The following is a 21,892-nucleotide window of genomic DNA, read 5'->3' as shown; positions in this document are numbered from 1 at the left end:
AAGCCTGATAGGATTATTTTTTATATTTGAAAATGATGAATTAAAAATTATGGCTAAAAAAATTAAAAACACAGAATCCGCCGAAAAGCAAATCATTATCCCGGACGGAAAACTTTTTACAGACATATCCTTACTGATCAAGCAGAGCAGGCATCAGATCGCGATGCAGGCCAACAGTACGCTTACCCTTTTGTTCTGGAAGGTCGGTAAACGCATCAATGATGAAATCCTGCAGAATCAACGGGCAGAATATGGAAAACAGATTGTAACAACGTTATCATCACAGCTTGAAAACCTTTACGGCCGTAATTTTACTGAAAAAAACGTAAGACGAATGATGCAGTTTGCCGGTCTTTTTCCTGATGAAAAGATTGTCGTTACACTGTCACGACAATTGAGCTGGTCTCATTTTCTTATTTTAATTCCTTTAAAATCAGCAGAAGCACAGCGGTTTTACGCTCAGTTGGCAATTAAAGAAACGATGAGTGTACGGGATCTCCGTAAACAGATCGCCAACAAAACCTTTGAACGTACTGAAATTGCGAATATACAGGCGACGGATAATGCAGACTTTCCTGTTAATACATTTAAAGATCCTTATTTGCTGGATTTTCTTGGCTTGCAGGCTGGTTATCTGGAGAAAGATATTGAAACGGCCATACTCGGTGAGCTGGAAAAATTTATTCTCGAATTGGGAAAAGGATTTGCTTTTGTGGAAAGACAGAAAAGGATGATTATCGAGGGCGAAGATTTTTACCTGGATTTATTGTTTTATCACCGTTCGCTGCGAAGACTGGTAGCCGCAGAGCTGAAGCTCGGTAAATTTCAGGCCCGGCACAAAGGGCAGATGGAACTTTACCTGAAATGGCTTGATAAGAACGAACGTAAAGAAGGAGAGGAAACCACCAATCGGATTAATTCTCTGTGCCGAAAGCAGCAAAGAACAGGTAGAACTTCTGGAAATGCATAAAGACGGCATCATGGTAGCGGAATACTGGACGGAGCTGCCGTCGAGAAAAGAACTGGAAAAGAAACTTCATCAGGCACTGATAGAAGCAAAGGAACGTTTTGAACGTCGGAAATTATTATAACGGAAATGAAAAGAAATGCGAAAAAAGGAAGCCCATATTTTAATTGTAGATGATGATGAAGATATTTTATTCTCGGCAAGGGTCTGGCTCAAGAAATTTTTTACCACGGTCAGCTGTCTCAGCCGACCCAAAGATATTCTGAAATTTATGTCGGAGCATCAGGTGGATGCCGTTCTTCTGGATATGAATTTCCGCAAAGGATTTGAAAACGGGCAGGACGGCCTGTACTGGATGCAGGAAATCAGAACGCTGGAACCTCAGCTCCCGATTATCCTTATGACGGCTTACGGTGAAGTGGAGCTTGCCGTGGAAGCGCTGAAAAACGGTGCTTCCGACTTTATTTTAAAACCCTGAAACAACGAAAAGCTTTATGCTTCCGTTAATCTGGCCGTTGATGTTTCCCGGAAAAACAAAAAGCTGGACCAATGGGAGAATATCAGTGTGAAGCCTAATCGGTACCGTCTGGAAACCAGATCGCCGGCCATGCAGGAAGTGATGGAGCAGATCGGAAAAGTTGCGGCCACCGATGCCAACGTGCTGTTGCTGGGAGAAAACGGGACCGGGAAATACGTATTGGCAGGATATGTTCACGAATTGTCGGAAAGAAAAGGCCAGCCTTTTGTCCATATCGATCTCGGAAGCCTTTCGGAAAACCTTTTTGAATCGGAACTCTTCGGGTACAGGAAAGGAGCCTTTACCGGTGCAGACCGTGATTATGCGGGAAAGATCGAAAATGCGCAGAACGGAACGGTATTTTTAGATGAGATGGGAAATCTTCCGCTTCATCTCCAGACCAAATTGCTGAGCCTGATCCAGAACCGGAAATTGTCCAGAATAGGGGAAAGCAAAGAACGGCTGCTTGACGTAAGATTTATTTTTGCCACGAACGAGGACCTCAGAAAAGCGGTTGCCGAAAACCGTTTCAGGAAAGATCTCTATTACCGGATCAATACCGTTGAATTACAGATTCCGGGACTTCGGGAGCGGCAGGAAGATATTTCTTCGCTGGCAGATTATTTCCTGGAGAAATACAGACAGAAATACCATAAACCCGGACTTGTGCTGAATGAAATCCTGATTTCCGAATTGAAGAATTATTCATGGCCCGGAAATATCCGCGAGCTCGACCACTGTATCGAAAGAAGCGTGATTCTTTCCAGTGAGAAACAACTGAAACTGCTGATGCCTCAGGATGAAGAGCCTGAAAAAACCGTGGTCAACCTTAATCTCGAAGAGATGGAAGAATTCCTGATCAAAAAGGCCCTGAAAAAGCACCGGGGGAACATTTCCCTGGCAGCCGCAGATCTCGGTTTATCGAGGGCTGCACTTTACCGCAGAATGGAAAAATTTGAATTGTAGGCAGTAATGTATGATTTTAATTGAAATGAATGAATAAAACATATTATATCCCGTTTGTTTTTATCCTGGCAGCTGTTGTCTGTGGAATTTTTTCTTATCATTTTTATCTGGAAAGCAAGTGGATCAACTGTTTTCTTTTTGTTTTAGCCGGAGTCTGCTTTATGATCCTGTCACAACGGTTTGCTTTACAGAAGGCACAGAAAGCGGAGAAGCTGATCCTGGGAATTATGAAAAAAGATTTTTCGCTGTTTCCCGGACCGGAAGGAGACATCCTGACAGATACTGCCGTAAAATTGTATTATCAAACTAAAGAAGAGCACCTTTCCCTGTCTTCTTTCAGGCTTTTATACGAAGAAATCCTCGGGCAGATGGAAATCGGATTGATGATTCTGTCCTGTAAGGATGAAGGGTGGCAGGTTTTTTACGTAAATCCCGTTTTTCTTGAAATCCTCCAGATCCCCAAATACAATTCCTGGAGCCTCTACGAAAGCAAAGCGCCGGATTTTTATAAGATTATCGAACAGACGGGATATGAAAATTCTCAGGAGTTCTTCGATATTTCAATTAACGAAAATACACGGCAGTCTTATTCTTTACGAACCAAAAAAGTACAAAGTGTCAGGCACCGTTTCTGCATCGTCAGTCTCGAATCTGTCCAGAAAATCATTGAACAGAAAGAGAAGCTCGCCTGGAATAACCTGATGAAAGTAATTTCCCATGAGCTGCTGAATACCCTTACGCCCGTTAACAGCCTGATCCAGAATATGGAATATATTGCCAACCAGAAAACCATAGACCGGGAAGACCAGGAAGACATGAAGGAAAGCCTGATGATCATCAGCTCCAAATCCAGGCAGCTGCTGGATTTCGTAGATGATTACCGGCAGGTTGCCGAACTGCCGAAACCGGTTTTCAGGAAAATTTCGCTGACGGATATTGTAGAATCTTCACTGCTGTTCCTGAAACCTGAGTTCGATAAGAGACAGATCACCATCATCAACTCAATGGAAAATTTCACCGTTTCCGCTGATGAGAAAATGATTCAGCGGTGCCTGATCAATCTTTATCTTAATGCCATGCATGCCGTTTCCGACAGCGGGGAACGAATCATAAAGACAGATATAAAAGCCCTGAATAAAAGGATTATCCTGAGTGTAGAAGACAGCGGCAGCGGAATTCAGAAAGAAATTCAGGATAAGATTTTTCTTCCCTTTTTCACTACGAGAACCGGCGGCTCGGGAATCGGTCTGACGCTCAGCAAAAGTATTATTGAAGCCCATAAAGGATATCTGAACTATAAACCTTTGGAGCAGGGCAGCCGTTTTGAGATCTGGTTTATGCAATAGGCATTAAAGAAATACAGGTTAAGCCGATACAAGAATAATCGGAAAGATTATCTAAGAAAAGCAGAAACATTGTATATATTGATCACAATGGAGTAGTCATAAAATCTCGCTGTATTCCTGTGAAAATGAAAAACCGGAAAAGCCGCTCCTGGCTTTTCCGGTACTGTCTTTTAAAGATAAGAACCAGTGCAATCCTGATTTACAATTCTTCCTCCAGAATATTGATGATCCGGTCGATCACATGCTGTTTCCTGTATTTCTTATGATATTCGGCTCTGGGCTCAGAAACGATCTGGTTGTGTTCTTTGCTGAAGAGCGCATATAAATCTATCTCCGGATGTTCTTCAATGTACCAGACCAAAAAATTAAGTGGCATTGCATTTTTTCCTGAAAAATACATCTGGATGGCCTGTGGCGTCACTCCGTATTTTTCTGCAATTTCTCTCATGGTTTCACCTTTTCCCTTGCTGTACTCACGGATCTTTTCGTAAATTTTCATATTGAGTAGCTTAATTTGTGTTAAAATAAACAATATATAATTGTTAAAATTTAAATTATATATTGTTGTTTAAATATATAGTTGTATATTTGTTTTTATAATTGTCCTGTCGGACAAGCACAAAATTACGAAAAAAGGTTAAACAAAATTCATTTATTTGTATGGGCAAACCGATACATCGCTACCACAATAAAAAAATCGCCGATAAATTTGATTTCATTGACAAATGGTTACCTGCACATTATACAAGCTCCGTCAATTTAATCCTTAAAGAAAATACCCATGATCCTGCCTACATCAGGCGGGTAAAAAACAGGCGGATGATTGATCCGCCGGTAGTTGATGCACTGTACAAAGTTTCCCAGTTCAATAAAATACAGGTAGAGAATGAGATATAACTGAGATTTTATTTCGTTAACCTACTAAACCTGAAAAATTAAAAAAGTTCTGATATCATCTCAAAAAATAACACAATAACTATGGAAAATTTCGAAAAAAAAGAAATCATCATTACCGAATGCCTTATCTGCGGAGCGCGTTATGAAAACTATTTCTATGCTTCTCCGTGCTGCCATTCTCTTGTCTTGAAAGTAGATAAAGATGGAAACCGCACCCATATGACTTTTCTGAGCGTTCTGTCTTTGCCCCAGCCACATCTGGCAAAAAAAGTTTCCGGCGTCAAGCTGGAGAAAAGGGTATCGTAATTTTAAATTATAGCCAAAAGAGATTTAAAATGAGAAAGTTTGAAGTATACATATTCTATTTATTAAAAGATCAAAAGAGTATTTTGATTTCATTAGCAATAACTTCTTCAAAATCTTCCAGGTAATCAGGATCTTTAGTTAGTAAGGGAATAATATATTCTTTTATATCAGATTCATTCCTGATCGGGGTTATTTTTGTTTTCCAGTTCAACGTCACTTCGATGCCTTCATCAACAGCTCTTTTAAGTTTCTTTAGACTGTCTTTACCATCCTCAAACATACTTAATATACCAATCACTTCAAAATAAGCAATATGATTAATTTCACTTTCTGTCCATATGATGGGCTGAAGATCCAATTCTAAAAACTGCTTTATAATTTGATATGAAATCCTGGCATGGATGCCGTGTTCCTCGACCAACGGTTTTAGTTTGCAATAGGAACGTTGGTTGTAATTCCAGAAATAATCCGGCAATAGGATGAGTTCTTTCAGGATGTCCTGTTGTATTATGGATTTATCATCAAAGCCATGACCATAAAAACCGTTGTTCTCCATTTCCCTGACTGCCAGAAGAACCGCGATTTCTTTATATACGGAACGCCTTAGCAAATACAGCAAGTCTTCCGTATCTAAATTACCAATTTTTTTTTCTGCAATTTTAAAGCTGAGGTCGCTGGCCCCGAAAAAATATTGGCTTAGCTCTTTAATTTTAAAATCGTCAATTTCTTCTATACTAATTTCATTCATTTTTTTCTGAAATATCAATTTAATCTTTCATTAAAATTCAGCTGATTATTTAAGATCGGGAAAATTTTAAATAACGTTCTATTGCCCAGCATCAGGTTTTTGGATCAATTTTATCAAGAAGAATAACAATAATTAATATTTTAAAATCAAAAACCTCCGAAATCAAAAGATTTCAGAGGTTTTTGTACCCAGGACCGGGATCGAACCGGTACTCCTAAGAACTGGTGTTTGAGACCAGCGCGTCTACCAATTCCGCCACCTGGGCCGGTGTTACCTTGTTTTGAATCGGTGTGCAAATATAAAAACTTTTCTCAATACTCCAAAGCTTTTTGAAGGGATTTTTTTAAAAATTAATCTGAAGACCGTCGTAGGCAAGGTGCATTCCGGCTGGAAGTTGTTTGTCTTCAACATCATGCAGCCCGAAATGGTGGCTGAGGTGGGTCAGAAACATTTTTTTAGGTTTCAGCTCTTCAAACAGGTGAATTGCATCCGGAAGAATGAAATGGGCCGGATGCGGATCAAACTTCCGGATGCAGTTAATGATCAGGACGTCCAGATCCTTCAGCTTTTCTTTTTCAGTATCTGAAATAAAACCGGCATCGGTAACGTAAGCCAGATCCTTGAAGCGGTAACCGAAAGCCGTAATTTTAAAATGAACCACTTCAACAGGGATGATTTCCGTATCCACTACCGTAAAAGGCTTATTTTCGATTTCATGCAGCTCGAAAGCGGGGGCGCCGGGATATTTTTCGTCGGCAAAAGCGTAAGGGAAACGTTTTTTCACTTCGTTCCCGACTCTTGAATAGCAGTACAACGGCATATCCTTTCCCGTCTTGAAAATCAGCGGGCGCATATCGTCCAGTCCGATCACATGATCGTTATGCTCGTGGGTAAGCAGCGCTAGATCAATGTGGCTTTCTTTGTGGGTAAGCATCTGCTGCCGGAAATCGGGGCCGCAGTCGATCAGGATTTTCCGGTTTTCATCGGTGGTCACCATTACGGAAGACCGCAGGCGGTTGTCTTTCGGGTTTTCCGAAGTACATACCTCGCAGGTGCAGCCGATCACGGGTACGCCCTGCGAAGTTCCCGTTCCTAAAAATTTCAACTTCATTTCTTTTGAGGTTGGTTTAATTTTGGTAAATTTACGAAAAATTTAATGTCCTAATGTATCAGAAACTAACTCCTAAACAAAAAGCATTAACAATTAATCTAGATCCTACTATTTATGGTACTTTCGCAGAAATTGGAGCAGGGCAGGAGACTGTTCGGCATTTTTTTAGAGCAGGAGGGGCTTCCGGTACAATTGCCAAGGCGATGTCGGCTTACGACAAAGATTTCAGTGATGCCATCTACGGAAAAGAAGTAAAAAACAGGTATGTTACCCAGAACCGGCTTCGGAAAATGCTTCGATATGAAGTTGCTCTGATCGAAGAACGGATTTCCAGGGAAAACAACCCGAACCGGAAGTTTTTTTCCTACGCCAATACGGTGACGACCATCAATTTTGATAAAACCGTTAAGGGCCACGGCTGGGTGGGCATCCGTTTTCAGGTAAAAGAAAATGAGGATTATAACGAAATCGTGATCCACGTCAAATTCAAGGAGAACGATGCGACGTTGCAGCAGGAAACCTTAGGGAATCTTGGGGTGAACCTTATTTTCGGGGCATTCCATTATTACGACAACCCAAGAAATTTGGTAGAATCCCTTTACGATGAAGTGGCCAAGGACAACCTGGAGATCGACATGATCGATTTCAGCGGTCCGGCCTTCGAATATGTAGACAACAGGCTGATGTCCTTACAGCTGGTAAAGCATGGGATGACGGATGCGGTAATCTTCAATTCGGAAGGGAACAACATGCTTCCTGCCGATATTCTGTATAAGAAAAATATTTTTGCAGTACGGGGAAGCTTCCGTCCGGTAACCAAAGTGAACATCGACATGCTGAAAAACGGGATGGACATGTTCCTGAAAGATTCGGCCTGCAGTCCCGACACGACGGAAGTGCTGATCGAAATTACCATTTCCAACCTTCGCGCAGACGGTGATATCGACGAAAGGGATTTCCTGGACCGGGTTGATGTCCTGGGCAAACTGGGCTATACGGTGATCATCTCCAATTATTCGGAATATTACAGGCTGATCGATTATTTTGCTTCCTACACCAGCGGGAACATCGGGGTGGCCATGGGCGTAAACAACCTACTGATGGTTTTCGACGAGAAATATTACAAGAACCTGTCAGGGGGAATCCTGGAGGCTTTCGGTAAATTTTTCAGAAACGGACTGAGGGTATACCTGTATCCTTACAAAGATCCGGAAACCCATGAACTGTTGAATTCCGATACGTTAAAAGTAGAAGAAAACCTGAAAGAACTGTACAAATATTTCAAACACAACGAACGTATTGTAGACATTACCAACTACAATCCGGAGTTCCTGGAAATTTACTCAAGAGATATTTTAAAGAAAATAGGCTGCAACATCAAGGGCTGGGAAACACAGCTTCCGGAAGGCGTTGCGGAAATGATAAAGGAACGCGGGATGTTCGGCTACAAAGAAGAGCTTTCGCTGAAACAATTCTCTTAAAAACAATATATTACAATGTCAGAATTAAAGAAAAGACTTTCCTCGATTCTTGAAAGTCCGAAACATAATACGGAAGAAAAACTGGAAAAAGTGTGTCACCTGCTGGATCAGGAAATATCCTATTTCAACTGGACGGGTTTTTATTTTAAAAACGGAGATAAAGACGAACTGAAGCTGGGGCCTTACGTGGGCGCGCCTACCGATCATACGATTATCCCATACGGAAAAGGGATCTGCGGACAGGTAGCGGTTTCCAACGAAACTTTCGTGGTTCCGGATGTGCACGAGGAAAGCAATTACCTGAGCTGCTCCATCGATACCAAAGCGGAAATCGTAGTCCCGATCTTCAAGGACGGACAGAACATCGGCCAGATCGATATCGATTCCCACACCATCAATCCGTTCACCGATGAAGACCGCGAATTGCTGGAATGGCTTTGCAACGAGGTTTCCAAAATTTTGTAACAACGATCTGCAATAAAAAATTACCCTCCGGCTCTCCACTGAGCCGGAGTTTTTAGTTTTAAAGAAGTAATGCTGTACTGTCGCTGATGTCTACGAAACCCTCGGTGGCTGAGGCTCCCGAAGCCACATTGTACCCTAAAACTAACCAATCCTCAAATTTTAAGGAGCTGTTTCCGGCTATCCACTCTTACTCCTCGCGCCGTCGCTAAGGCCCCCGCCTGCTGTGGGGTAACCGTTACTATCCGGGCTAGGGCATTTGTAAGGAGATTCAGTATTCCGGAGATATTGAAAGATGGGTCATCCTCAAACCACCCCGTCAAAAATTCCTTCGGAATTTTCGCCACCCCTCCAAAAGAGTGGAATTTTATTTCCTCTGTCAATCAATATGTTACCTGCGGTTAAGCCGCATAATCATTAAAACGTTTATATGCTTCCGCAGATTTCACGGATTCACGGAGGTTTGTGGCTTCCAGGCCCTCAGCCACCAATCATAAAAAGGATGGTGAATAATAATGTGTTTGTCCATCCCGTAGGAATTTAAACATCGTATGAGGGAATCGCTTGGCTCAGTTTGTCCTGTCTTTAAAATCAGTCTGCTAATCGTTGTCTGTTTAATTTTAAAAGCCCTGCAAGGGCGTCACAACAATAGCACCAGGTGTAACCCGGTGTCATATGGAATCCGATTATCGAAGCCTTTAAATACGCAGGATTTTAAACCACGAATTGACACAGATATCTGCGCATATTTATGTTGTTTGCTCTATTTCCGTATTAACTTTCCAAGCCCTGAAAGGGCGTTACAACAATAGCACCGGGTGTAACCCGGTGATTAGAAGAATATTTCAGTAATTTCATTTTGAGAGATAGTACCCTAATGTATTTGAAAAATACAGTTAAATATCCATAAGATTATCTTATAACCTTAGCAGTCACTTCATGGATCAGCTCTTTAAAATAATCCCCGCATTTGGCAATGTGGGTTCCGTACCACGAAAAGGCTTCCCCGTCCACGATCATGATCTTTTTATCAGGATAAACTTTTCTCAGTTCTTCGATATGCTTTTCTTTGAAAGGGAAGGGTTCGGAAGACAACATAATGAGATCGGCGCCGGCTAAATCTTCAGTGGTAATCTCAGGATAACGCTTCCGGTCTTTGAAAAGATTTTCAAAACCGATTTCAGCCAGGATTTTATGGATGAAGGTGTCGGAACCGACCGTCATGTAAGGGTTGTTCCATATCAGATAAGCGGCTTTTAATTTGGAATCGATGGCAGCCTGGTTCAAAACTTCGTAAATTTTCAGATTGAAAGCTTGCGCCAGGTCTTCTTTATTCAATAGTTTCCCAAGATTTTTCAGCAGGTAATAATTGTCTTCAACCGTTTCCACATTCGTTACGATGACTTTGAAATCATCCATCAATGCTTCTACCTGTTCTTTTATGTTTTCTTCCTTGTTGGCCAAGATCAGGTCCGGCTGAAGGGCCCTGATTTTATCGATATTTATATTTTTCGTTCCGCCGATAACCGCTACGTGCTTTACTTTTTCGGCCGGGTGGATACAGAATTTGGTCCTCCCGACAACTTCATGTTCTGTCAGGCCTAAATCAAACAGTGCCTCGGTAATGGAGGGGACAAGGGAAACAACTTTCATAATTGCAATTTAGAGGTTGCCTAAATTACAAAAGTTTGCCCGTTAAGAAAAGTCCGGCTACGGAAAAATAGATAATCAGTCCGGTAACATCCACCAAAGTAGCCACAAAAGGGGCAGAGGAAGTGGCCGGGTCAAGCTTCAGTTTTTTAAGGATAAAAGGAACCATGGAACCGGAAAGGGTACCCCAAAGTACGATCATCACCAGGGAAACCCCGACACTCAGCCCTACATAGGCCCAGTGCATTCCGTAATTGAAAAAACCGGTCTTATGCCAGACCATGATTCTCAGGAAACCGATAATCCCCAGGATTCCGCCGAGCAGCAGTCCGGTGAAAATTTCTTTCCGCATCACATACCACCAGTCTTTCAGTCCGATCTCCTGCAGGGCCATCGCCCTGATGATAAGGGTTGCCGCCTGGGAGCCTGAATTTCCGCCGCTGGAAATAATCAGCGGAACAAACAGGGCCAACACCACCGCTTTCTGAATTTCATCTTCAAAATAGCCCATTGCCGAGGCGGTCAGCATTTCCGAAAAGAAAAGGATGATCAGCCACATGCCTCTTTTCTTCACCATTTCTATAAGAGAAGTCTGGGTATACGGAAGATCAAGGGCTTCCAATCCCCCGAATTTCTGGATATCCTCGGTATTCTGCTGTTCAATCTGATCCAGGATGTCGTCGATCGTTACGATGCCCACCAGAACGCCGGCCTCGGTGATGATCGGAAGGGCGGCACGGTCATACTTTTCAAAATACTGTACGGCATCTTCCTTTGAGGTAGTTGTGGTAATCGCTACGAAATGGTTATCGGTAATTTCCGCCACCATTGTATCTTCTTCTGCCAGCAGCAGGCTTCCCAAGGCAATATCATCGATCAGGCGGTTTCTTTCGTCAACTACATACAGGTAATTCATCGTTTCCACCTTGCTGCCCACTTTCTTGATCTGCTCCAGGCATCGTTTGATGGTCCACTCCTTACGGATCTGGATATAATACGGCGTCATCAGACGGGCAATGGAATCGGAATCGTAACCCAACAGCTTTAAGGCAATTCGCCGTTCCTGCGGATTCAGGTGGTTGATGGAATATTTGATCAGCTCATCCGGAAAATCCTCGAACAGGGCCGTCCGGTCATCCGGAGTCATGGCATTCAGGATTTCGGAAACTTCGTCGCTGCCGATGCTTCTGATAGTCTCTTCCTGGAAATCGGGATTCAGGTGGGAGAAAACTTCCGCTTTGTATTCTTTCGGAACTTTCAGGAATGCCAGAAGCCTTTCATCAGCATGGAGTTCACTGAGGGTTTCGGCAATATCTTCAGGGTTGAATATAAGTTCGTCTTTAGAATTCAAAACGTGATTTTTTTTAGGGTACTACAAAAATAATTCAATTTTTTAAAATTGAGGAGTGAAGTGGAAAATTTAAGGATTAATTAAACTTTTTTCAGCTGCAGACAAAAAAAGCACCCGGAAACCGGATGCTTGTGAAATTTAGATCGATGATAAAACTTATTCTTCAATGCAGGCATAAGGCACGCACATCCTGTTGCAGCACCATCCGCCGAAGCATTGGCTGTTGCTGGTACATCTCGCCAGGCCTGCACCGTTTATTTTTTCCTGTTCTTTTCTTGTAAGTTTCTTTAGATTTTTCATAGCGGCAAATTTTGAAATGATAAATTATACTTCAGGGCAATTATAAAGGACACATACATTCTGGCAGCAGGAACCGCCCGGGCATTCATAATGGTCCTGGCATCTCTTCAATGCTCCTCCGTTGATTTTTCCCTGTTCTTTACGGGTAAGCTTTTTTAGATTGGTATTTTTCATATGAAATGGATTTTGATGTGATTAAATATACATGAACTTTTTTAATTAATCACCATGAAATGAAAAATATTTATCGGTAACGATTTGATTTTGATTTATATCCGGTAGCGGTATTAAGTTTTAAATAAAAAAAGCACCCGTACGGATACAGGTGCTAAAGAAATTTCTATTGAGATAGTTTGAATGAATTGTTATCCCGAAATTACTAAAATATTTTAAATTATTCACCATATTATGAATTTAAATCAGTGAAATTCAATGAGGTGCATAGCTTTATTTTATAAAGGATGATATGGGAATGAAAACGTAAGATTGAGAAAGGATTTGCCGGGATCAATTTTATCCTGCAAAATGAAAAGCAGCCGTCGATTTTAAAATCCGGTGCCGTCGGCATGCCTGCTTTTTCTGAACTGCTTTAAAATTCCTTTGATGGCACCATTGGTACCGATCTTCACGGAGTTTGTCGTGGAACCCAGCAAACGCATATTCTTTTTATAGGTATCATAATCGGTTTCAGTGAGCAGGTTTCCCTGGGCATCAAAAAGCTTCATGCTGACCACCACCTGGTTGGAGAATACATATTTTCCAAGCCCGACCTTAAAATATTTTACTTTGGGAACAATAGCGAAATCGGCATCGTTGTTTATGCAGTAATCGGCAATGGTCTTCTGATCGATGCTGTCGAAAGAAATTTGGGTTTCCGTTTTCAGCATTCTGTTCTTTCTCTCGCTTAAATTATCGGACACGGCGCTGAAGAAGGCCGTATTGGTAGGTTCTTTGATTTCTTCGAGATCCGGTTCCACCTGAGGATTGAAATACAGGACTTTATTAATTTTTTCGGCAGCAGATTTTTGTGCTCTCAGTATGAAAACACCTCCGAAAAGAAGCCCGGTACATAGAATAAAAGTTAGTTTTTTTCCCATCACTAATTACCATGCAAAATTACTGCCTTTTCTCAGCATTTCATCATTTTTTTAAGAAATTTTTAACATTTTTCTCTATGAATGGCGATAAATGGAATCGATAATGTTGGCAGATTCAAAAATAAACCGTACTTTTGCAGCCGTTACATAATAATCATTAAACAATATTGGAATGTACTTAACAACAGAAAAAAAAGCAGAAATTTTCGCAAAACACGGAAAATCTGCACAGGACACAGGAAGCGCTGAAGGACAGGTAGCTTTATTTACTTTCAGAATCAACCACTTATCCCAGCACTTGAAGGCTAACCGTCATGACTTCAATACTGAAAGATCATTGGTGAAACTGGTAGGTAAAAGAAAAAGCCTTTTGGATTATCTTAAGAAAAAAGATATTACAAGATACAGAGCGATCATCGCTGAACTAGGTTTAAGAAAATAATCGGTATAGATTTAAAAATAAAGCAACTTCAAAAGAGGTTGCTTTTTTTATGGTCCTTTGCTTTAAACTTAGATAAGGTAACCTGAAAAAGAAGATTGGTTTTTTAATTTTATTTTTAGAGTAATCAATTTTAAATCTTTGATACTGAATGTAATTTCAGTACTCAGAGATCTGATGCAATTATCAGATATTCCGGCCGTCTTTTATCGATTTTAAAGACAAGACGTGCTTTTTCCAAATAATTACAGTAAATTTGCAGCTGAATTTTAGACGAAATATAATCATTAAAAGTGCTCAATACGGAGCGCAACACAAAACAATTTATGAGTGTACCTCAAGCAATTACAGAGCTGATTACTCTTGCAGACGGCAGAGAAATCACCATTGAAACAGGGAAGCTGGCCAAGCAGGCTGACGGATCTGTTGTCGTAAAAATGGGCGGGACCATGCTTTTAGCAACGGTTGTAGCCAATAAAGAAGCAAATCCGGGAGTGGATTTTTTACCTTTAACGGTAGATTACAGAGAGAAGTTTTATGCCGGCGGTAAGATCCCCGGAAACTTTTTCAGAAGAGAAGCACGTCCTTCCGATCAGGAGATCCTGACGATGCGTTTGGTAGACCGGGTATTAAGACCTTTGTTCCCGGAAGATTTCCACGCGGAAGTTCAGGTGATGATTTCCCTGATCTCTTACGACGGACAGTCGATTCCTGATGACCTTGCCGGTCTTGCGGCATCTTCAGCGATTGCCATTACCGATATTCCTTTCAACGGACCGATGTCTGAAGTAAGGGTAGTAAGAATCAACGGTGAACTTTCCATCAACCCGAACTATGCGGATCTTAAGGATTCCGACCTGGATATCATGGTAGGAGCAACCAAAGATTCCATCGTAATGGTGGAAGGCGAGATGAAAGAAATCTCCGAGCAGGAAATGCTGGAAGCCATTACTTTTGCTCACGCCGAAATCAAGAAGCAGGTGGAAGCACAGGAGAGACTGGCTGAAAAAGTAGGAAAATCGTTCCCGAAAAGAGAATACAACCACGAAAACCACGATGAAGCCATCCGTGAGAAAGTGTGGAAAGAAACTTACGATAAAGTGTACGAAGTAGCCAGAACCCCTTCCGGAAAAGAAGAGCGAGGCGAAAAGTTCAAAGCGGTACTGGCTGAATTCCTGGCGCAGTACGTAGAAGATGCAGAAGAACTGGAAAGAGTAACGCCTTTCGCCAAAATCTATTACCACGATGTGGAAAAAGAAGCGATGCGTAACATGATCCTGAACGATAAGATCCGTCTGGACGGTCGTGATCCTGAAACCATCAGGCCGATCTGGAGCGAAATCGATTATTTGCCGGGCGCCCACGGTTCCGCGATCTTCACCAGAGGGGAAACCCAGTCTCTAACAGCCGTTACGTTAGGCTCCGTTAAAGATGCCAACATGGTAGACAGCGTTATGGTAAATTACGACGAAAGATTCTTCTTACATTATAACTTCCCTCCGTTCTCCACCGGTGAAGCAAGACCTCTTAGAGGAACTTCAAGAAGGGAAGTAGGACACGGGAACCTGGCTCAGAGAGCTTTGGCCAACATGATCCCGGAAGAGAATCCATACACCATCAGAATCGTTTCCGATATCCTTGAATCCAACGGGTCGTCTTCGATGGCTACCGTTTGTGCAGGAACACTTGCGCTGATGGATGCCGGTATCCAGATTGCAAAACCGGTTTCCGGAATCGCAATGGGATTGGTAACCGATACGAAAACAGGAAACTTTACCGTATTGTCCGATATCTTAGGGGATGAAGACCACTTAGGAGATATGGACTTTAAAGTAACCGGAACGGCAGACGGAATCACCGCTTGCCAGATGGATATCAAAATCCAGGGTCTTTCCATGGATATCATGGAGAAAGCCCTTTTACAGGCTAAAGACGGCAGACTTCATATCTTAAACAAAATCACGGAAACGATTGCTGAGCCGAGAACCGATGTGAAACCGCATGCTCCGAAAATGGTGATGATGGAAATCCCTAAAGATTTCATCGGTGCCGTAATCGGACCTGGAGGAAAAATCATTCAGCAGATGCAGAAGGATACCGATACCGTTATTGCCATTGAAGAAATCGGCGAAATCGGAAGAATCGAAATTTCCGGGGTTAGCAGAGAGAAGATCAACGAGGCGATCGCGAAAATCAACGAGATTACTTTCGTACCGGTAGTCGGGGAAGTATACAACGGTAAAGTAGTGAAAGTAATGGACTTCGGCGCTTTCGTAGCGATTGCAAAAGGTACCGAAGGACTCCTTCACATTTCCGAGATCGAATGGTCGCGTCTGGATACGGTTCCTTACAAGGAAGGTGATGAAGTGGAAGTGAAGTTCATGGGCTACGACGACCGTAAAAAGATGAAGCTTTCCAGAAAAGTATTGTTGCCGAGACCTCCTAGGGCAGAAGGGCAGGGAAGACCTGAACGTTCTGACCGACCTGAGCGTTCCGACAGACCGAACCGACCTGAAGGCCAGAGAAGACCTGAAGGACAAAGAAGATCTGAAGGAGACCGTGAAAGAAGGCATGATGGCGAGAGAAGACATGACGGAGACCGGAGAAATGACGGAGAGAGAAGACAGGAGAGAGAAAGAAGACCTGAAGGTGATCAGCCGGCAGGAGATCAGAATCCTTCTTCTGAAGAATAAGATATTTGTTATCAATTATAATATTAACCATCGGAACTCCGGTGGTTTTTTTGATGTATAATAAGTGAATTAAAAATTACATTGCCCATCTTTTTATGATAGAAATTGGCAGAACACATTGATTATTGCGTAAATTATATAGTGTGCCGAATCACATAAATCTCTCTGCTTTGTTTGAACTTTTATAAAAATATCATCTGTATTTCAAAATATATATTTTATTTATATACTGAAAATCAAAAATATGACTAAAAGAGAACAATACGGTTTAGAATTTTATAAGATAAGTTCTGATGGTATTATAGGTTATAATTGTCGTCGCAAAGACTGGATTGTGGACCAGAATAACAGTCTGCAGTTTCTGTCTTATCTGGATCGTGCCGGAACAGAATTTCTTTTATGGGAAATCAATGCCTTTCTGAATGCAGATGATCTTGACAGGTCAATTTATGAATCGATGATATTAGATCATGTTGAACTGGATATAGAATATACGGATTTTAGAATCGACGAAAGACCTTATACATTTCCTTTGGCTGATATTAAAGATCTGCTGAAGGAATGGCTTGATTTTCTGAAAGCTTAAAATAAATTGAATTTCAGGGATTTGAAGCCATAACCACTTGCATAGTACGTTTTTTTTCCGTATCTTTGTTTACTTATTAAAAGAAATCTCTGTCTTTACTTCTGTGACCGTTAAGAATATTTATTCAATTCCGTTTCACATCGGCCTTTCAAAAAGGCACTCGCATGAATAAAAGCACTCAGAAAACCTTTAATAGGTAGCGATCACAACCTGGCATTGAAAAATAACAGGCAGACAATATAGCTTTGTCATGAGCGTTAAAATTAAATCGTAATATAAAATTCAATACAATATATGGCAGATTCTTTCTCTAAAAAAGAAAATTTCAAGAAAAAACAGCAAAAATTAAAAGAAAAAGCTTTACGTCGTGAAGAACGTAAGGAAAACAACGACAAAGGCAAAAGCTTTGACGATATGATCATGTATGTGGATGCGAACGGGCAACTGACGTCTACCCCACCGGATCGTGATGAAAAAGAAGAAATCGATATCAACGACATTCAGCTGGGCGCTGCTCCGATTGAAGCTGAAGAAACCGTTAAAAAAGGAATCGTTACTTTCCTGAGTGAAAAAGGATACGGCTTCATTACCGAAGATAAAACCAAAGAAAATATCTTCTTCCACAACAACAACTGTATCGACCAGGTAAAAAAAGGAAACAAGGTTTCTTTTGAAAAGGAAAAATCACCAAAAGGCTTTTCCGCTATGGAAATCAGGCTTGTAAAATAAAATACACCTCAAGATAAAAATAAAGCTTCGCAAGAAGCTTTATTTGTTTTTATACAGTTCCTCCCGGATCTCCACCAATAGCTTTGTGGTCTTTGCCAAATCCGGAAATTCGGAAAGGGCAGAAACCGAATGATAATATTCAATCGAGCGGATCAGTTCGTCCGCTTTTTTCATAACGGCTTCATACGGCCGGTTTCCGGCTTTAATGTCCAGCAGTTCGTCCCGATTGTCCACCCGGATGTTCAGGGAACCTGTTTTAAAAATCTGTTCGCAGGACTGCAGCAGGCGGATCGTGTGCATCATATTTTTGCTGTCGTAATTCTGTCCGTGGTTTTGATTCACGTTGTAGCGGTCTTCGTTCCGCTCCGAAACCCACTTCCAGTATTCCCGGTAATCTTTGCAGTAGGTAGAGTAGGCATCAAGGTTGCAGAACAGGTAGGCCAGCGGTTTTTCCCCTTTCGGAACCGATGAAACGGAAACCTGGCTGGCTTCTTCATGCCGGATGATTCCTTTGTATCCCAAATCTTCCGATCCGTCATAAAACAGCGCAAACATGCCCTTTGTATGTTCAATGCTGACCAGTCCGCATTTTTCCTGTACCAGACCACGCTGTCCGCCGTCTGAAAATTCCCGCAGCCACTTCTTCAACGGCACCGAGCCCTGATCCTGCAACACATAGCAGAAATCCAGGACCGATTTTCTTTCCTTGTCCATCGGGTTTAGGATCTTTTTGTTCAGGCCTTTCGCCTTTCTGATCTGGGAAACGGCATAGCCTGCAAAAGTATCCTTGCAGAGCTTTGACAGGAAATCCTCCGGTTTCAGCAGATCCATCAGCGGATGTTTCTGCTGAATGCAGTCGGCCGGACTCGCCAGGACTTCCAGGATATTCGGGTTATTTTTCTGCAGCAATTCTATAAACCTTCCGATCTCGTAATAGGTAATGTCATTGGTTTCATTGGACACCTGCGGTACGTAACTCAGTCCGAAAAAGTCTTCTTTCGGCAGATAATATACGCCCCGGATATCCGTATCCGAATTTTCCGTCGCCAGCCCGAAAGCCCGGCTGCCGGAGATGGCCTCGAGGAGGACGAGGTTTTTGGTTTTGAGGGTAGGAATGTTCATAACATAAAAAATTAGCTTTAGAAAAAATTAATTTTCCAAAGCTTTAATATAATGAAAAACTTTATCGCTCCAACCATTTATTTCAGCAGTCCAATTACCGGTTTTTATACCATGTGTATGCGTGGATATATCAATGATATATGATGTTTTGTATGGCAATGTATCTGGCTTTTTATCTGATCCATAATATGTGTCAATATCTTGGCTATCAGAAATAACAACTAATCTATCAGCATCTTTGGAGTAACCTTCTTCTTTTAACCATTCACATAACTGATAAGTGAAAATACCTCCACCTCCTAACTCTGTACAGATCTCCCTGTAATGATCATATATTCCTAAACCTCCGAGTTTATTCCAGATCATATGTTTTCCTTTTCTTTTTCCATCACAACCTGCAGTGAAAACCAATATTAAGTTTTCAAATATGTAAGAACCGGCTGCTGCCATAGCAAAAGCGAGATCCATTCTTGAAAATTTTGAATGAGATGAACTTACTTGTCCCATACTTCCCGATACATCGATTACCAGAATCGTGGTACCTCTTATTGTTTCCTGGATAAAACAGCTTTTCATGGCTTCATCAATATCAGATGTAAACTCAGGGGCATTTCTCTGTGCTGCTAAAAAGTTCAGAGGAGTAAGCCATTTACTGTTTACCATTGAAATGGCTTTTTTTATCATATCTCGTGAAAGTCCGGCATCCTTCATATTTCTTAGATTTCTAAGAACAGCTAATGAGCCAAGACTTTTTTCATCTATCATTCGCTCAAAAGTCAATCTCTTATCTGCTCCTTGTGATAATGCTGTTTCCCAGGTGTTTGCAGGAGATAGAGTATTGTTAACCAAATCTTTTAGTGCCCTTTCATTGGTCGCTGTAGGTTTTGGATGAACCAGATTAACTATATCTACAAGAGATAATTCCATATTACTCTTTTTATATTTAGAGATCTGGTATTCATCGTAATTATCAAAAGCTTTTGCAAGACCTTTTTTAATTGGTTTTGATATTTTATAAGAACCGTTTCTTATTTTTATCATCTGAAGCATATCCATAAGCATATCCGGTCTGTTAGCAATTTTTACAATTGCATCTTTGATAGAGATTCCATGAATTTCGTGGGCTAAAATTAAAAGCCATAAAGGAGTATGTCTTAACTTCTGTTCGAAACGGCATTCTATAGCCAATTGAATGATTTCTTCACCTTCAACTTTGCAGCATAGATCTTCTATTTGTCTCATGATTTCATCAGCAGACTGGTAATAATTAGATTCGAAAAGGAGATTAGCCAGTGTTACTCGTCTCAACAGTTCATAATCAGAATATTTACCTGCAGTATCTGTCAATTTTCCGGCAATAAAGCCAGGGGCAAACCCAATTTTCCTTGTGTTAAATTTTGACATGTTATTTGTTTTTAATGATTAAAATAGAGAAGTGGTTAAAAACTGATTAAGGTGTTTTTTTCATGTAAAGCGAAGTAACCTAAATCTCACACCACTTCAAATTAAGGGAGGCTGATCGGAATCGAACCGACGACACACGGCTTAATAGGCGAAGTAACTTTATAGATCACACCTGTTGAACAGATTAAAATATTAATAAAGTATTTTACGTTGCTCTACCAACTGAGCTACAACCTCCAATTTGATATTGCAAAGTAAGAATGTTATTGCGCAGTGTTTTTGCGTAGATCTTTTTTTAAGGATTTTTTTTACAAAACAGATGTTCATACTTCTTCACAATTATTTACTTCAAAAAGAAGTGTCCCTGAAATAAACATCTGAGAAGCATTTTCACCTGATATACAAACTTATCCCTTTTAAATAATTTTAGATATAAAAAATTATTTAACGATTGTTGAAGATTCCTCTCAAAAAGGTCCTATATTCCCCACGCATCCCCAATTCCTTCTCCACAAACAATTCCTTCCTCGTACAATCCACCGTTTCCCTCGTCACCGGATTAAAGCCCGGCTTTATAGAATCTTTATTATAAATTCCGACGCCGCGTTTCTGCCAGGACGGGAGGGTATTGTAATTGATGCCATACTGAAACAGCAGCTCGTTTTTTTCGGACTGGGTCATCTTTTCGATCTTTCCGGTGACTTGCTTTGCGGTAAAGCCATTTTTCCGTAACGTTCAGTAACAATAGGCGGAAAGCGAATTGCGGTGGGCATCTTCCTGCCGCCAGCAGAAATAATCCAGCAGCATTTCATGGTTGGGGACTGCTATGGTGCGGCAGTCGAAAACGCAGAGTTCCCGGAACTGCAGGCTGAAAAAAGCACTGGCTTCCCCGGCCAGCACGGAATTTAGTTTGCGGGTTTTCCTGCTGAAGGTCTGGTCGTCCCGGTCGATCAGCAGTGAAATTTCATCGCTTTGTATATAACCGTAAATTACTTTAAAACCGCTGCCAAAAAGGTGCTTGGCAGCATCAATCATTACCTGGCCGAATCTTTCATCGAAAGGCTTATCTAAAGTAAGCTTTTCTTTGGTGAGTTTCGTGAAGCCTTTTCCGTCGAGTCTTACGATGATATAATTTCCCGGAAGGATATACTGTTCCGAAAGGCTTTCGTTTGTACGCATGACAGCTTGAATTTCTTCAAATTTCATAAGGGCTGATTTCAAAAGTGTTATTGACGATCTTTACGTTGAATAGTTTATCAAAGCCTTCCTCAAATCCCGGCTTTTCAAGGTCTTTGTACTTGGCTTTGATGCCGATCTCATTGATGGCATCTTTCCGGTTCCGGTTTCTTTCGAGGCAGTCCGGGACGCTGCTTTCAAAAAAATAACCGATAATTTCATATTTATTCCGTTTCGCAGATTCAATGTATTTCTTACGGCTTTCCCGGGTGACGTTCGTATTGTCGATCACCATTTTCGACTGGGTTTCAAAACCATACTGCAGCAGCCTGTTTTCTTTGTTCCGCGTATTCAGAAGGTCCATGCTGATCCTGAGGTGCGAATTGAAAAAAAGCTCCTTGTAAAAGGAACTTTTCCCGCTTGCCGGAATGCCGGTGAAGATGATCATTTCCATAATTTATTGTGATTTCGACTGTATTGAATTTATTTTCAGCTGGTTTTAATTAATACCTTTAATATTAATACTATTGACCAGAGAAACTTC

23 protein-coding genes, 2 tRNA genes and 2 pseudogenes are annotated in these 21,892 nt (G+C 41.3%); 12 read left to right on the top strand and 15 right to left on the bottom strand.

The window, feature by feature from the left end; genetic code table 11:
• The first annotated feature begins 49 nt into the window (after window positions 1-49).
• The 4 genes and pseudogenes from FY557_RS08455 (at window position 50) to FY557_RS08445 (ending at window position 3,796) form a co-directional block, all read left to right on the top strand.
• Window positions 50-970: a YhcG family protein gene (locus FY557_RS08455; RefSeq protein ID WP_317131777.1), complete on the top strand. Its 921-nt coding sequence runs from the start codon at window positions 50-52 to the stop codon at window positions 968-970.
• Window positions 963-1,091 (top strand): hypothetical protein, encoded by a 129-nt coding sequence (locus tag FY557_RS20540; protein WP_317131776.1) that lies wholly within the window; start codon window positions 963-965, stop codon window positions 1,089-1,091. Before FY557_RS08455 ends, FY557_RS20540 begins: the two co-directional genes overlap by 8 nt.
• Window positions 1,092-1,106: 15 nt before the next feature.
• A pseudogene (locus tag FY557_RS08450) lies at window positions 1,107-2,450 on the top strand (sigma-54-dependent transcriptional regulator).
• A gap of 29 nt (window positions 2,451-2,479) precedes the next feature.
• On the top strand, window positions 2,480-3,796 hold the full coding sequence (locus FY557_RS08445; protein WP_149246823.1) for a sensor histidine kinase: 1,317 nt from the start codon (window positions 2,480-2,482) through the stop codon (window positions 3,794-3,796).
• Window positions 3,797-3,995: 199 nt separating this feature from the next.
• Here FY557_RS08445 and FY557_RS08440 read toward each other — a convergent pair whose 3' ends face one another.
• Window positions 3,996-4,295: a helix-turn-helix domain-containing protein gene (locus FY557_RS08440; RefSeq protein WP_149246822.1), complete on the bottom strand. Its 300-nt coding sequence runs from the start codon at window positions 4,293-4,295 to the stop codon at window positions 3,996-3,998.
• 161 nt (window positions 4,296-4,456) lie between these two features.
• Here FY557_RS08440 and FY557_RS08435 point away from each other — a divergent pair, with 161 nt between their 5' ends.
• A complete protein-coding gene (locus tag FY557_RS08435; RefSeq protein ID WP_149246821.1) occupies window positions 4,457-4,693 on the top strand; it encodes a hypothetical protein in 237 nt (78 codons plus the stop codon).
• An 81-nt stretch (window positions 4,694-4,774) separates the two neighbouring features.
• Complete coding sequence (locus FY557_RS08430) at window positions 4,775-4,999, top strand: hypothetical protein (RefSeq protein WP_149246820.1); 225 nt, start codon at window positions 4,775-4,777, stop codon at window positions 4,997-4,999.
• A gap of 70 nt (window positions 5,000-5,069) precedes the next feature.
• On the opposite strand, the gene FY557_RS08425 is transcribed toward FY557_RS08430, so the two are convergent.
• From FY557_RS08425 to FY557_RS08415, 3 genes are all read right to left on the bottom strand, one after another.
• A complete protein-coding gene (locus FY557_RS08425; RefSeq protein WP_149246819.1) occupies window positions 5,070-5,747 on the bottom strand; it encodes a hypothetical protein in 678 nt (225 codons plus the stop codon).
• A gap of 185 nt (window positions 5,748-5,932) precedes the next feature.
• Window positions 5,933-6,012 (bottom strand) — tRNA-Leu (locus FY557_RS08420).
• 78 nt (window positions 6,013-6,090) lie between these two features.
• Complete coding sequence (locus FY557_RS08415; protein ID WP_149246818.1) at window positions 6,091-6,858, bottom strand: MBL fold metallo-hydrolase; 768 nt, start codon at window positions 6,856-6,858, stop codon at window positions 6,091-6,093.
• A 53-nt stretch (window positions 6,859-6,911) separates the two neighbouring features.
• Between FY557_RS08415 and FY557_RS08410 the strand changes: the two genes are divergently transcribed.
• The gene (locus FY557_RS08410) at window positions 6,912-8,339 is read left to right on the top strand and encodes a TonB-dependent receptor (RefSeq protein ID WP_149246817.1); all 1,428 of its coding nucleotides are present in this window, start codon (window positions 6,912-6,914) and stop codon (window positions 8,337-8,339) included.
• 15 nt (window positions 8,340-8,354) lie between these two features.
• Entirely contained in the window at window positions 8,355-8,804 is a 450-nt protein-coding gene (locus tag FY557_RS08405; RefSeq protein WP_149246816.1) for a GAF domain-containing protein, read from the top strand.
• 909 nt (window positions 8,805-9,713) lie between these two features.
• Here the strand turns inward: FY557_RS08405 and FY557_RS08400 are convergent.
• The 5 genes from FY557_RS08400 to FY557_RS08390 all read right to left on the bottom strand — a co-directional run bounded on the left by FY557_RS08400 (window position 9,714) and on the right by FY557_RS08390 (window position 13,199).
• Window positions 9,714-10,454, bottom strand: coding sequence for a helical backbone metal receptor (locus tag FY557_RS08400; RefSeq protein ID WP_149246815.1), 741 nt, complete (start codon window positions 10,452-10,454; stop codon window positions 9,714-9,716).
• A gap of 25 nt (window positions 10,455-10,479) precedes the next feature.
• Window positions 10,480-11,802 (bottom strand): magnesium transporter, encoded by a 1,323-nt coding sequence (gene mgtE / locus FY557_RS08395; RefSeq protein ID WP_149246814.1) that lies wholly within the window; start codon window positions 11,800-11,802, stop codon window positions 10,480-10,482.
• Window positions 11,803-11,958: 156 nt separating this feature from the next.
• Window positions 11,959-12,102, bottom strand: a complete 144-nt coding sequence (locus FY557_RS20110; RefSeq protein ID WP_185151688.1) for a bacteriocin-like protein — start codon at window positions 12,100-12,102, stop codon at window positions 11,959-11,961.
• 24 nt (window positions 12,103-12,126) lie between these two features.
• Complete coding sequence (locus FY557_RS20105) at window positions 12,127-12,276, bottom strand: hypothetical protein (protein WP_185151687.1); 150 nt, start codon at window positions 12,274-12,276, stop codon at window positions 12,127-12,129.
• 371 nt (window positions 12,277-12,647) lie between these two features.
• Window positions 12,648-13,199: a pyruvate decarboxylase gene (locus tag FY557_RS08390; RefSeq protein WP_149246813.1), complete on the bottom strand. Its 552-nt coding sequence runs from the start codon at window positions 13,197-13,199 to the stop codon at window positions 12,648-12,650.
• Between the two features lie 172 nt (window positions 13,200-13,371).
• Between FY557_RS08390 and rpsO the strand changes: the two genes are divergently transcribed.
• The 4 genes from rpsO (at window position 13,372) to FY557_RS08370 (ending at window position 17,646) form a co-directional block, all read left to right on the top strand.
• Window positions 13,372-13,641: a 30S ribosomal protein S15 gene (gene rpsO / locus FY557_RS08385; RefSeq protein WP_034704056.1), complete on the top strand. Its 270-nt coding sequence runs from the start codon at window positions 13,372-13,374 to the stop codon at window positions 13,639-13,641.
• Between the two features lie 323 nt (window positions 13,642-13,964).
• Window positions 13,965-16,331 (top strand): polyribonucleotide nucleotidyltransferase, encoded by a 2,367-nt coding sequence (locus tag FY557_RS08380; RefSeq protein WP_149246812.1) that lies wholly within the window; start codon window positions 13,965-13,967, stop codon window positions 16,329-16,331.
• A 244-nt stretch (window positions 16,332-16,575) separates the two neighbouring features.
• Window positions 16,576-16,917, top strand: a complete 342-nt coding sequence (locus FY557_RS08375; protein ID WP_149246811.1) for a hypothetical protein — start codon at window positions 16,576-16,578, stop codon at window positions 16,915-16,917.
• A 294-nt stretch (window positions 16,918-17,211) separates the two neighbouring features.
• Window positions 17,212-17,646 (top strand): cold shock domain-containing protein, encoded by a 435-nt coding sequence (locus tag FY557_RS08370; protein WP_149246810.1) that lies wholly within the window; start codon window positions 17,212-17,214, stop codon window positions 17,644-17,646.
• Window positions 17,647-17,685: 39 nt separating this feature from the next.
• Here the strand turns inward: FY557_RS08370 and FY557_RS08365 are convergent, their stop codons facing one another.
• From FY557_RS08365 to FY557_RS08345, 6 genes and pseudogenes are all read right to left on the bottom strand, one after another.
• Window positions 17,686-18,768, bottom strand: a complete 1,083-nt coding sequence (locus FY557_RS08365) for a DNA polymerase beta superfamily protein (protein WP_149246809.1) — start codon at window positions 18,766-18,768, stop codon at window positions 17,686-17,688.
• Window positions 18,769-18,795: 27 nt separating this feature from the next.
• Window positions 18,796-20,172, bottom strand: a complete 1,377-nt coding sequence (locus tag FY557_RS08360) for a TROVE domain-containing protein (protein WP_149246808.1) — start codon at window positions 20,170-20,172, stop codon at window positions 18,796-18,798.
• 106 nt (window positions 20,173-20,278) lie between these two features.
• Window positions 20,279-20,409 (bottom strand) — tRNA-OTHER (locus FY557_RS08355).
• 207 nt (window positions 20,410-20,616) lie between these two features.
• Window positions 20,617-20,889: pseudogene (locus tag FY557_RS20325) on the bottom strand (hypothetical protein); the annotation flags it as partial.
• An 18-nt stretch (window positions 20,890-20,907) separates the two neighbouring features.
• Window positions 20,908-21,378 carry a tRNA(His) guanylyltransferase Thg1 family protein gene (locus FY557_RS20320; protein ID WP_228451732.1) on the bottom strand — a complete coding sequence of 157 codons (471 nt, stop codon included), beginning with the start codon at window positions 21,376-21,378 and terminating at the stop codon, window positions 20,908-20,910.
• The gene (locus FY557_RS08345) at window positions 21,368-21,802 is read right to left on the bottom strand and encodes an AAA family ATPase (protein WP_149246807.1); all 435 of its coding nucleotides are present in this window, start codon (window positions 21,800-21,802) and stop codon (window positions 21,368-21,370) included. The genes FY557_RS20320 and FY557_RS08345 overlap by 11 nt, the downstream gene beginning before the upstream one ends.
• Between the last annotated feature and the right edge of the window lie 90 nt (window positions 21,803-21,892).

It is taken from the genome of Chryseobacterium sp. SN22 (assembly GCF_008329705.1).
In the GTDB taxonomy this organism is placed as follows: domain Bacteria; phylum Bacteroidota; class Bacteroidia; order Flavobacteriales; family Weeksellaceae; genus Chryseobacterium.
The sequence above is the reverse complement of the archived record's forward strand: the minus strand, read 5'-3'. Positions and strand labels throughout refer to the sequence as shown.